At 71.1% G+C, this 11,801-nt stretch carries 7 protein-coding genes and 1 tRNA gene; 2 read left to right on the forward strand and 6 right to left on the reverse strand.

Going from position 1 to position 11,801, the window contains the following annotated elements:
- Nucleotides 1–210 precede the first annotated feature (210 nt).
- From CXQ97_RS01790 to CXQ97_RS01800, 3 genes are all read right to left on the reverse strand, one after another.
- A tRNA-Met gene (locus CXQ97_RS01790) sits at nucleotides 211–284 on the reverse strand.
- Between the two features lie 67 nt (nucleotides 285–351).
- Complete coding sequence (locus CXQ97_RS01795) at nucleotides 352–3,303, reverse strand: UPF0182 family protein (protein ID WP_104179359.1); 2,952 nt, start codon at nucleotides 3,301–3,303, stop codon at nucleotides 352–354.
- Between the two features lie 328 nt (nucleotides 3,304–3,631).
- Entirely contained in the window at nucleotides 3,632–4,726 is a 1,095-nt protein-coding gene (locus CXQ97_RS01800; protein ID WP_258062127.1) for a S16 family serine protease, read from the reverse strand.
- Nucleotides 4,727–5,055: 329 nt separating this feature from the next.
- Between CXQ97_RS01800 and CXQ97_RS01805 the strand changes: the two genes are divergently transcribed.
- Nucleotides 5,056–6,495 carry a zinc-dependent metalloprotease gene (locus CXQ97_RS01805; protein WP_104179361.1) on the forward strand — a complete coding sequence of 480 codons (1,440 nt, stop codon included), beginning with the start codon at nucleotides 5,056–5,058 and terminating at the stop codon, nucleotides 6,493–6,495.
- A 58-nt stretch (nucleotides 6,496–6,553) separates the two neighbouring features.
- On the opposite strand, the gene CXQ97_RS01810 is transcribed toward CXQ97_RS01805, so the two are convergent.
- Genes CXQ97_RS01810 through nudC form a run of 3 tightly spaced genes read right to left on the reverse strand, consistent with a single transcriptional unit; the run spans nucleotide 6,554 to nucleotide 10,177 of the window.
- A complete protein-coding gene (locus CXQ97_RS01810; RefSeq protein ID WP_104179119.1) occupies nucleotides 6,554–7,126 on the reverse strand; it encodes a M48 family metallopeptidase in 573 nt (190 codons plus the stop codon).
- Nucleotides 7,113–9,221 carry an ATP-dependent DNA helicase UvrD2 gene (locus tag CXQ97_RS01815; protein ID WP_104179120.1) on the reverse strand — a complete coding sequence of 703 codons (2,109 nt, stop codon included), beginning with the start codon at nucleotides 9,219–9,221 and terminating at the stop codon, nucleotides 7,113–7,115. Before CXQ97_RS01815 ends, CXQ97_RS01810 begins: the two co-directional genes overlap by 14 nt.
- The gene (nudC, locus tag CXQ97_RS01820; RefSeq protein ID WP_104179121.1) at nucleotides 9,221–10,177 is read right to left on the reverse strand and encodes an NAD(+) diphosphatase; all 957 of its coding nucleotides are present in this window, start codon (nucleotides 10,175–10,177) and stop codon (nucleotides 9,221–9,223) included. Before nudC ends, CXQ97_RS01815 begins: the two co-directional genes overlap by 1 nt.
- Before the next feature lie 163 nt (nucleotides 10,178–10,340).
- Here nudC and CXQ97_RS20515 point away from each other — a divergent pair, with 163 nt between their 5' ends.
- Complete coding sequence (locus CXQ97_RS20515; RefSeq protein WP_306739471.1) at nucleotides 10,341–11,801, forward strand: phosphotransferase; 1,461 nt, start codon at nucleotides 10,341–10,343, stop codon at nucleotides 11,799–11,801.

Raw genomic sequence — 11,801 nt, forward strand, 5'->3', positions numbered from 1 at the left:
GGCGGACGAGGCCCTGTCCGGGGCCGGGAGCCGGCTCCGAGCGGGCGGCACGGTGGGTACCGCCCGCTCCCGGCCCGGCACCGACGGGAGGGTTCGGCCCGCCGGCCACCCGACCCGTTCGTCGCGCCCCGCGGGGTGCCCGGCGGCCGGGCCATCGACCCCGAACAGCAGGAAGTCCGGCCCACCTGTGGCGGACCGGACTTCCTCTCGTTGCGGGGACAGGATTTGAACCTGTGACCTCTGGGTTATGAGCCCAGCGAGCTACCGAACTGCTCCACCCCGCGGCGTGTAACCAACGTTACCGGCCGCGGGGCCCGGAGGCAAATCGAGCGGCTGCCCGACTCCCCCCGGCTACTCCCCGGTGGCTCCCGAGACGCGCTCCTCCGCGTCGAGCGCGCGCTGCAGGGCGTCCTGCAGGCGTTCCTGCGCCTCCCCGTACGCCGCGAAGTCACCGGCGGCGAGCGCTGCATTGCCGTCCTGGATGGCCGTGTTCGCATCGTCCAGGGCCGTCCGCAGGTCGGCCGCCGGATCACCGGTGGCACCGCCCGGCGTCCCGCCCTCGGACGGGGTCGGAGTGGGCGACGGCGTGGGCGCCGGGGTCGCTCCGCCCTCGGTGGGCGGCGTCGCCGGATCCTCGGGTGTCTCGCCGACGTTCTCCTGGTCGCCCGTGGTCGCACCGGAGCGCCCCCCGAAGACCTGGTCGAGGGCCTCGGCGAGCGTCGGGGCGAACCCGACGTTCTCGCCGAAGCTCACGAGGACGCGTCGCAGGACCGGGAAGGACGAACTGCCCGAGGACTGCACGTAGACCGGCTGCACGTACGCGATGCCTCCGCCGATCGGCAGGGTCAGCAGGTTGCCGTTGATCACCTCGGACGCGCCCTGGCGCAGGAGGTTCAGCTCCTGGGACACCTCGGTGTCCGAGTTGAAGAGGTTCTGGGCCTGGCCGGGGCCGACCACGGAGTCCTGTCCGGAGCTGTCCAGCAGGGTCAGTCGCCCGTAGTCCTCACTCTTGACGCCGTCCTCCCCCGTTCCGGCGTCGCCGTTGGCCGCGAGGAATCCGTACAGCACGTTCCTCGGGGTCTGGCCGGCGGGCACGAACGGGATGAAGGGCGTGGTCAGGGAGAAGGCGGCGCGCTCCTGGTTGGGCATCTGGAGGGTGAGGTAGAACGGTGGCTGCCGATCGGTCGTCGCCGTCGTCGTCGCTCCCTCCGAGGTCGCTCCCGGGTCCGCCGGCACGTTCCACGCCTCGCTGTTGAAGAAGAAGGCGTCGGTCTCGGTGACGTGGTAGCGCGCCAGCAGTTCCCGCTGGACCTTGAACAGGTCCTCGGGGTACCGGACGTGGGCCATGAGGTCCGCGGACATCTCGCTGAACGGCTGCAGGGAGGACGGGTAGACGTTCTGCCAGGACTTGAGGACCGGGTCCTGGTCGTCCCATGCATAGAGGTCCACCGAGCCGTCATAGGCGTCGACGGTGGCCTTGACGGCGTTCCGGATGTAGTTGACCTGCTCGGCGGGCAGCGCGGTGGCGAGGCCCTCCGCCGTCTGCGAATCCTGCGTGGCCGACTCGAGCTCCTGCTCCGTCGAGTAGGGGAAGTTCGCGCTGGTCGTGTACCCGTCGATGATCCACTTGACGCGGCCGTCGACGATGGCGGGATAGCTGTTGCCGTCGAGCGTGAGGTAGGGGGCGACCTTCCGGACGCGCTCCACGGGGTCGCGGTCGTAGAGGATCTGCGACTCGCTGGTCACCTGGTTGGACAGCAGGAGATCGGTGGACTGGAACTTCAGGGCGTAGACCAGGCGGTTGAAGGGGTTGCCCACCTCGGGGCCGCCGTCACCGTTGAACGTGGTGCGCGAATCCGTGTCCGAGTTCTCGCTCTGCGGCCTGTCGATCTCCGCGGCGGGCCTGCCCTCCGGGGCGCCGACCACCGAGTACTCGGGAGATTCCTCGCCGAAGTAGATGCGGGGCTCGTAGGTCGTGTCGTCCCCGAGGACGCCGGTCGAGGGGATGCCCGACTGGAGGAACGAGGGCCGGCCGTCCGGCTGCACCGTCGAGCCTGCGGCGGCGACCACGCCGTACCCGTGCGTGTAGAAGGCGTGCTCGTTGACCCAGCCGTCCGGGACGCCGTTGGTGTCGAGCTCGCGCACGGCGATGACGGTGTCCTGCACCTCGCCGTCGATCTCGTAGCGGTCGACGTTGAGCGTCTCCGGGAACTGGTAGTACTGCCGGAACTGCTGGAGCTGGCTGAAGGCGTCCGACACGATGTTGGGGTCCAGCAGTCGGATGTTCGCGGTCGTCTGGCCGTCGTCGCCGAGGGCGCCCGCCTCCGGGACGTCCGTGGGCGTGTACGGCTCCACCTCGACCTCGTTGAGCCCGTAGGCCTCCCGCGTCATCTCGATGTTGCGGTCGATGTACTCGCGCTCGGCGTCGAGCTCGGACGGCTGCACCTGGAAGCGCTGGACGATCGAGGGGTAGACGCCACCGGCGAGCAGGGCGGTGATGATGAGCATCGCCGTGCCGATGAGCGGCAGCCGCCAGCGGCCGAGGAAGGCCGAGGCGATGAACAGGGCGGCCACGATGAGCGCCGCGACGGCGAGGATGGCCTTGGTGGGGATCACGGCGTTGACGTCGGTGTACAGCGCGCCGGCCCAGGTGCCCTGGTTCAGCAGGGTGTCGAAGCGGTCCAGCCAGTAGTTGACGCCCTGCAGGACGAGGAAGAGCGCCGCGACCACGGCGATCTGGATCCGGGCCGCCTTCGTCGTGAACAGGCCCTTCTCCTCGAGCCGGATGCCCCCGTACAGGTAGTGCGTGAGGATCGTGGCGATCGCGCTGATGATGACGACGCTGATCAGGAAGCCCGTCACGAAGCTCAGGAACGGCAGCGTGAACATGTAGAACGCGTAGTCCATGCCGAACTCGGGGTCCGGCTTGTTGAACGGCTCCTGGTTCAGGAAGAGGAGCACCTCCTGCCACTGGGAGGAGGCTGCGGTCCCGGCGAAGGCGCCGAGGACGACGGGGATACCGAGCATCAGGAGGCGGCGGATCGGCTCGAGCTGCGCCTGGTAGCGGTTCAGGTTGTCCTGGATGGCGCTGTCGGGCGCGTAGATCGGCCTGCTCCGGAACGCGATCCGGAGGCTCGTGTACACGGCGCCGGCCATGATGAGGAACGCCAGGATGAACAGCACGATCCGCGCCAGGTTCTCGGTGACGAAGACCTCGAGGAAGCCGAGCTGTTGGTACCAGAGGACGTCGGCGTAGACCTGGGACAGGTAGACGAAGGCGATGACGATCACCGCGACGACGATGATGGTCGGGATCAGCGGGTTGCGCCGACGGCTCCTGGCTGCACTTGCGGGGCTCGGCCTACTGCCGAACGGACGATCTGGTCCGGATGTCACATCTACCTCATCGTTAGCTGCTGCGGGTCACGACGACCGGTGTCCCACGCCGCTCCCCCGGCCCGCGGACGGGCGGACGACAGCGCGCGGTTCCGCCCTTCGTGGTCTCATTCTGCCCTGTTCACGTGCGGCCGGACCAATTAGGTTCCCGGACGGGCCTACCGGCTCCGGATCGTCACCCAACCGTGTCGTGCGGCCCCTGCGCCCCGTCCTGCGTCCCGCGGGCGGCGTCCGGTCAGCACGCAGGCAGGCCGGCCGGGCCCTCGCCCGCCCCGAGCGCCTCGACGGCGTCCACGGCCCCGTCGAGTGTCTCCACCTTGACCACGGTCAGGCCGTCCGGGATGTTGCCGACGACCTCCCCGCAGTTCTCGGCGGGGGCCAGGAAGAACTCGGCGCCGTCGGCGCGGGCTCCGACCAGTTTCTGGGCGATGCCCCCGATGGGGCCGACGGCGCCCGCGGAGTCGATGGTCCCCGTCCCTGCGAAATGCCGGCCTCCGGTGAGATCGCCCTCGGTCAGGGTGTCGATGATCCCGAGCGCGAACATCGTCCCCGCCGAAGGACCACCGACGTTGTCCAGCTGGATGGTCACCTCGAACGGGAAATCGAACGTCGAGGCGAGCAGGATACCCAGCTGGTAGTCGCCTTCGTCCGACTTCCTGGGGGTGACGGCGACGTCCATCGGCACTCCGTCGCGGACGATCGAGAGGGCGGCCGGCGCTCCCTGGGCCTCGCTCAGCGCGGAGCGGAGGGTCGTGATGTTCTCGACCTCCTCCCCGTCGACGGTCCGGAGGATGTCCCCCTCCTGCAGGGTCCCCTCGGATGCGGCGCCGGCGGCGAGGCCGGCGACGGACAGCTCCTCGGTGAAGTCGATGTCCTCGTGCGCGAGCGCCGCGGCGATCGCCGACTCCTGCGAGGACGTCATCGCCACCGCGTTCTGCTGCTGCACGTCGGAGGAGGTGGTGCCCTCGGGGTACACCAGCTGCTCGGGCAGGACGTTCGCGCTGGGGTCGGCCCAGGCGCGGAAGGTGTCGAGGATGTTCACCTGCCCGTTCGGCCCGCCGTTCACGAACACCGTCGTGAGGTCGAGCTGGCCGGAGGGCGGGAAACTCTCCCGGCCCTCGATCCGGATCAGCGGCTGCCCGTCCACCTCGCCGATCGTGTTGAAGGTGGGTCCGGGCGATTCGAGGACGTACGGCGCGGGCAGGAGGACCGCCGCGGCGCAGAGGGCGACGGCGAGGCCCCCCGAGACCGCCATCGCGCGGAAGCGCGGGTCCCTCGGTTGCGTGGGCTCCTCGGGGACGTAGGTCTCGACGTGGACAGGCTGCGTCACTGGTCTTCTCTCTGTAGGGCGCATTCGCGCACCGAGCCCGGGGATCAGCACGCGCCCGGCACCCCTAGGGTAGACGCTTTCACCGACAGCGTTCCCGGGAGGGGCTGCCCGTGAGCCCTCCACCGGCAGCTCTTTGCCCTCAGCGAACGGCTTCCGCGGCGAGGGACACCGGGGAGGCCGGGCCGGTAGCGTGGGTCGCACAGCCGGCGGGAGGAGCACAGCCCCTCCTGCCGGACCCCAAGCTACTCCCAGGACCGGTGGTATCAGTGACCAACCCATCCAATCCGTCGAACGGCGACGACGACACGCCCCAGGATCCGCTGTCCGAGATGCTGGCGAAGATGTTCGGTGGAGGGGCCGGCGGTTTCGATCCCCAGGAGATCGCGAAGGCGGCCGGCCTGCCCTCCGACCCCGCGGCCATGGCGATGATCATGCAGCAGGTCCAGGCCATGTTCAGTTCCCAGAGCGAGGGGCCGGTGAACTGGCAGATGGCGCACGAGCAGGCGCGTCGCGTCGCCGCCTCCGACAACGATCCCTCGGTCAGCGCCCTGCAGCGGCGCAGCGTGGACGAGTCGTTGAAGCTCGCGGAGCTGTGGCTCGATCCGGTGACGGACTTCCCGAGCACCGGCCAGCTGGGCCGGGCGTGGTCGCGCGCCGAGTGGGTCGAGGCGACCATGACGACCTGGCGCCGCCTCACCGAGCCCGTCGCGACGAGCATCGCGAAGGCACTGTCCGACGTGATCTCGGAGCAGCTGCCCGAGGAGATGAAATCGATGATGGGCATGATGGGCGGTCCCGCCTCCATGCTCCAGAACGTCGGCGGTGCCATGTTCGGCATGCAGCTGGGCCAGGCCGTGGGCGCCCTCTCGAAGGACGTCGTCGGCTCGACGGACATCGGCGTCCCCCTCGCCGACGGACGGATGGCGCTCCTCCCGGCCAACGTGGCGGCGTTCGGTGCCGGCCTCGACATCCCGGAGCAGGAGGTGCAGCTCTTCCTCGCGGTGCGCGAGGCCGCCCACGTGCGCCTGTTCACGCACATCCCGTGGCTCACCGGCCACCTGCTCGGCAGCATCGAGCGGTACGCGAGGGGTATCCACATCGACATGGGGAAGATCGAGGAGGCCGCCCGGGACATCGACCCGACCAATCCCGAGAGCCTGCAGGGCGCACTCTCCCAGGGCGTGTTCATGCCGGAGCGGACCCCCGAGCAGGACGCAGCGCTCGTGCGGCTCGAGACGACGCTCGCCCTCGTCGAGGGCTGGGTCGACGAGGTGACGGCGGCAGCGGCCGCCAACCTGCCGTCGGCAGGGGCACTGCGCGAGATGGTCCGCCGCCGGCGCGCGACGGGGGGACCCGCGGAGCACGCGTTCGCGGCACTGGTCGGACTGGAGCTGCGGCCGCGCCGTCTGCGCGATGCCGCAGCACTCTGGGCCCTCCTGCTCAAGGACCGCGGCATCGCAGGGCGTGACGCCCTGTGGCAGCACCCCGACCTCCTGCCCACGGCCGAGGACCTCGACGATCCGGCCGGGTTCTCGGAGCGCCGCCGGCTGATCGAGTCGTCCGACGCCGACGTCGATGCTGCCCTCCAGCGCCTCCTGGCCGGGGGCTTCGAGCAGGACGGCGACGCCCCGGCGGATGGCACCCCGGGTGCAGGGGCTGCGGAGGGTGCGGCTCCGACGGACCAGGGCGGGCAGACGCCCGGGGCCGGGGACGACCCGGGCGCCGACACCGATCCGGACACCGACACGGACGGCACCAAGGCCGGCTGAGTGACGGGCGGCACCCGGCCCGCCCCGGGTCCGTCCGGTCCGTCCGGGAGCTCCGGTCCTAGAGTTCCTCCAGGTCGCCCGACAGGTTGCGGTGTGCGGCGAAGGCCGCGCCGTCGAGGAAGGCCTTCGCCGTCTCGGTGCGCGGGTAGGACGTGAGCAGGCTCCAGAAGGCCGCATTGTGGGAGGGCTCGACGAGGTGCGCCATCTCGTGGAGGATCACGTAGTCGACCACCCAGTCGGGCATGCCCTGCAGCCGGTGCGAGAGACGGACGGACCGGCGGGCGGGCGTCGCTGATGCCCATCGTGAGTTCTGGTTGGTCACCCACCCGATCGTCGTGGGTACGCCCCTGCCGGCGAGGTACTGGCCGGCCAGCCGCTCGGCCCGCTGCAGCAGCTCGGGGACGGGCCGGTCGTCGGTGATCGCGGGGGCATCGAGGTACTTGGCGGCCATCCGGGCCGTCATCCGCTCCACCCAGTGACGCTCCTGGCCTGCCGAGAAGTGGCCCGGGATCGAGATGCGGATCACCCCGTCCCGGATGTCGGCGCTGACCGTCCTCTTCCGCCGTGCCGAGCGCCGCACCTCCACCGGCAGCCGCGCGGGGCCCGAAGGGTCGGCGTCAGGCGTCGTCACCGAGGATCCCCAGGACGGCGTCGCCGTACCGCTCGAGCTTCGCGGAGCCGACGCCGGCCAGCTCGCCGAGCTCCTCGAGCGTCTGCGGCCTCGCTTCGGCGATCGCGACGAGCGTGGCGTCCGTGAAGACGACGAACGCCGGTACCTCCTTGTCGCGGGCCTCCGCGAGGCGCCAGGCGCGGAGCGCGTCGAAGGTCTCCTCCTGGTAGGTCGCCGGGCATTCGCTGCAACGACCGATCTTGCGCTCGGAGCCGGTGAGGAGCGGGCGCTTGCACACCCGGCACACGGCGGGAGCGGACGACTTGCGGTTGGCCTTCGCGCGGGGCTGACGGAAGGTCGCCTGCCCCGCGGTCGCCGGACGGAGCGGGTCGAGGAAGCGGGACGGTTTCCTGCTGGCCCGCCCACCCGGGGATCGTGAGGTGGACCAGGACAGCGCCAGGTGGATCCGGGCACGGGTGATCCCGACGTACAGCAGCCGGCGTTCCTCGTCGATGGCTTCCTGCGTGTCGGCGAACGAGATCGGCATGAGGCCCTCGCTCAGGCCGACCAGGAAGACGGCGTCCCACTCGAGCCCCTTCGCGGAGTGGAGCGACGCGAGCGTCACGCCCTGCACCGTCGGCGCGTGCTGGGACGCGGCCCTCTCCTCGAGTTCGGCGACGAACATCTGCAGGGTGAAGGTCTCGGGCCCACGGACCCTGTTGAGCTCGTCCGCGAGGCCGACGAGGGCCGCGAGGGACTCCCATTTCTCGCGGACCGCCCCGGAGTTCGAGGGCGCGACGGACGTGTAGCCGAGGGAGGCGAGGACGTCCCGGACCTGCTGGGGCACGTCCGCGTCGCCCTGCGTGCGTGCGGCGGCCCGGAGCTGCAGCAGGGCGTCGCGGACCTCGCGGCGCTGGAAGAACCTCTCGCCGCCGCGGAGCTGGTACCCGATGCCTGCGCTGGCGAGGGCCTGCTCGTACGCCTCGGACTGCCCGTTCGTGCGGTACAGGATCGCGATCTCGCTCGCCTTGACGCCCTGGTCGAGCAGCACGCCGATGCGCCGCGCGCATTCCGCGGCCTCGGCCTCGTCGTCACTGCACTCGGTGAAGACCGGCTCCGGACCTGCAGGGCGCTGCGCGATCAGTTCCAGCGGCGCGGACCACGTGGTGCCGGCGGCGCGGCGGTCGGCGTCGTCCCCCCGCGCCGCGAGGAGCGTGTTCGCGGCGCGGACGACCTGCGGAGTGGAGCGGTAGTCACGCACGAGCCTGACGACCTGGGCGCCCTCGTAGCGCTTGGTGAAGTCCAGCAGGTGCCGCGACGTCGCGCCGGTGAACGAATAGATGGTCTGGCTGGCATCCCCGACGACGCACAGTTCCCGGCGTTCGCCCAGCCACAGGTCGAGCAGGCGCTGCTGGAGCGGGGACACGTCCTGGTACTCGTCGACGACGAAATGGCGGTACTGTGCCCGCACCGTCGCCGCGACCTTCTCGTCCTCCTCGAGGATGGCGACGGTGGTGAGCAGGACGTCCTCGAAGTCGATGAGGTTGCGGTCGATCTTGAGGTCCTCGTACGCCGAGAAGATCCGCGACACCGAGATGAGGTCCATGCCGGCCGGTTCCGCCCGCCCCGCAGCCGCGGCGGCGTACCCGTCGGGTGTGAGCATCGAGACCTTGGCCCATTCGATCTCCGCCGCGACGTCGCGGATGGCGGCGCGATCCGTCGTGAGGCGCAACCGGCGCGCCGACTCCGCGATGAGCTGGGCCTTGTGGTCCACGAGTGCCGGCAGGGGCCCGCCGACGGCCTGCGGCCAGAAGTACTGCAGCTGCCGGAGGGCGGCGGCATGGAACGTCCGGGCCTGCACCCCGCCTGCCCCGAGGTCGCGGAGCCGCGTGCGCATCTCCGCCGCCGCGCGGGCCGTGAAGGTGACGGCGAGGACCTGCTGCGGCTTGTAGACGCCGGTGTGGACGCCGTAGGCGATGCGGTGGGTGATGGCGCGGGTCTTGCCCGTGCCGGCGCCCGCGAGGACGCAGAGCGGGCCGGAGAGGGTGCTCGCCACGGTCCGCTGTTCGTCGTCGAGCCCCTCGAGGATGCTCTCCTCGAGCAGGATGCCGGACATCAGGGACGCGCCTTCGAGGGCTCCTCGTCCAGCGGCCCGCCGTACCAGCGCTCGATGAGGGCACGGGCGATCGAGACGCCGCCCGCGACCGCGATCTTCCCGTCCCGCACCTCGGTGAAGAGCTGCTCGCGCGTGAACCATCGGACGGACCGCATCTCCTCGCGGTCGGGCACCGCGTCGGTGGTGACCGCGCGCGCCGTGAAGCCGAGCATCAGCGACGCCGGGAACGGCCACGGCTGGGAGCCCAGGTACTCGGGCGACCGGATCTCGATGCCGGACTCCTCGCCCACCTCCCGGATCACGGCGGCCTCCAGGGACTCGCCGGGCTCGACGAAACCTGCGAGCGTCGAGTACCGGTCCTCCGGCCACGCCACGGCGGAGCCCAGGAGCAGGCGGTCGTCCTCGTCGACCACCGAGACGATGATCGCGGCGTCGGTGCGCGGGTAGTGCTGCGAGTCGTCCTTCGGGCACTGGCGCACCCACCCGCCGTCGCGCACCGCGGTGGGGGTGCCGCAGCGTGGACAGTGCGTGTGGGTCGCGTGCCAGTTCGCGACGGCGGCGGCCTCGACGAAGAGCCCGGCGTCGCGTGCATCGAGTGACGCGGCGATCTCGCGCAGCCCCAGCCACTGGTCGAGGGGGGCCAGGAGGGGGTCTTCCGCCTCGAGGACGGCGACGACGACGCGCTTCCCGGCATCGGCGGCTCCCTCGTTGATCCGCCCCAGGTAGACGAGGAGCTCGGGCCGCCGCATCTCGGAGGGCGCGAGGAGCCGGAGCACACTCCCGTCCACCGGGGCCTTCCCGCGGGCCAGGGGCAGGACCCTCGTCTCCTCCGAGGCCCACAGCCCGTCGAGGAGGTCCCCGGTGGTCCTCGCGTCACCGTCGCGGTCGGAATCCGTGCGCGAGAGCGGCAGCGATCCGAGGGGAGGCAGCACGAGGGTCCGGAGGGGATCGGTCATGCTTCTACGGTACGTTCTCGCTCTCCCAAAACACATTTCGACGGGGTCCGGTGGAGGAGGAGTACACGCCCCAAGACGAGTAGTGCATCTGGCGACGCGCCGCATCGGAACTGGTGGGGCGGACCACGGACGCCCTACGGTGGAGCTTGTGAAACGGACACCCATGGAACTTGCTGCCATCGCAAGCGCCGCTGTACCCGGCCTGGCCCCGACGGGCGTCGCCGGTGCCCCCGACGACGCGGCGGACTTCGATTCCGCCCTGCTGGTCGACGACGCGGGGAAACAGTGGAGGGTCCGCTCGCCGAGGCACGCGGAGGCCAGCATGCGTCTGGAGACGGAACTGCAGGCCCTGCGCGCCTTCTCGCCCGCGGTCAAGGCGGAACTGCCGTTCCTCATCCCCCACATGGCGGGCAGCGTCCGGCAGGGCGAGCTCAGCACCTTCGTGTACTCCCACCTCGCCGGGACGACCCGCTCCCTGGCGGCGCTGACCGCCGCGGGCCAGGAGATGGCGCGGGAACTCGGGCGCGTCCTCGCCGCGATCCACGAGCTGCCGAAGGACATGGTCCAGCGCGCCGACCTGCCCGACTACGAAGCGGACGAGTACCGCCACCGGAAGCTGAACGAGCTCGACCAGGCGGCGACGACCGGCAGGATCCCCGCCATCCTGCTGCGCCGCTGGGAGCACGCCCTCGAGGACGTGACGCTGTGGCGCTTCAGCCCCACCGTGGTCCACGGAGACCTGCACGAGGACCACCTGCTGGTCTCCTCCGGCCGGGTGTCCGCCGTGACCGGCTGGACCGACCTGAGCATCAGCGATCCCGCCGAGGACTTCGCCTGGCTCGCCGCGGCGGAGGACACCGGGTTCGTGGACGCCGTCCACGAGGCCTACGTCGAAGCGAGGACGTCCGCCGTCGACCCCCACCTCTCCCGCCGCGCCGCCCTCGCCGCCGAGTTCGCCCTGGCCCAGTGGCTGGTGCGCGGGGTGGCACTCGAGGATGCAGCGATGATCAGCGAGGCCGAGGGCATGCTGGCCACGCTCGAAGCGGACGTGGAGTCCATCGAACGGGAGCAGCACGAGGCCGCCGAGCGCGCGCGGCACGCCCAGGAGGAACGCCTCGCCTGGGGCGACGACCTGGGGACCGACTCCTACGGGCCCCGGCACGACGGCGGCCTGCACGACGGCGGCCTGCGGGTCGACGGGGTGCCGGGTCGTCCCGGTACCGATGCCCGGCCGGCGGCCGGCTCCACCGCGGACGCGTCCACGCACGGGATCTCCGTGCAGAACGGCCACGACGCGGCTCCGAACGGCCGAACGGACGACGACGGTAGGACCGGCAGCCATGCCTACGACCCGGACGGTCCTGCGGCCCCCAGGTTCCACCGGCTCCCCGAGACCACCCCCGCGCAGGCGGCCGGCCACTCAGGAGATCCCTCGGAGCCACGTCACGACGACCACGCAACGGCTTCGGGATCCTCCTTGGCCTACGCACGGCTGACGGCCGGTCGCCAGCGGACCGCCGCCACCTCCTCCAAGGTGACACTGCTCCGGAACACGGAGCAGTCCGCGGGATCGCCGGACGACGTCGCAACCTCCGCCCTGCCCATCGTCTCCTTCGGGAGCTGA

It is taken from the genome of Arthrobacter sp. B0490 (assembly GCF_002929355.1).
Classification (GTDB): Bacteria; Actinomycetota; Actinomycetes; order Actinomycetales; family Micrococcaceae; genus Arthrobacter_D.

Excerpts from the sequence above, each read along its gene's own strand:
- CXQ97_RS01805 (WP_104179361.1), top strand. The coding sequence starts at position 5,056 with ATGCTGGCGAAGATGTTCGGTGGAGGGGCCGGCGGTTTCGATCCCCAG.
- CXQ97_RS01815 (WP_104179120.1), bottom strand. The coding sequence starts at position 9,221 with ATGTCCGGCATCCTGCTCGAGGAGAGCATCCTCGAGGGGCTCGACGAC.
- nudC (WP_104179121.1), bottom strand. The coding sequence starts at position 10,177 with ATGACCGATCCCCTCCGGACCCTCGTGCTGCCTCCCCTCGGATCGCTG.
- CXQ97_RS20515 (WP_306739471.1), top strand. The coding sequence starts at position 10,341 with ATGGAACTTGCTGCCATCGCAAGCGCCGCTGTACCCGGCCTGGCCCCG.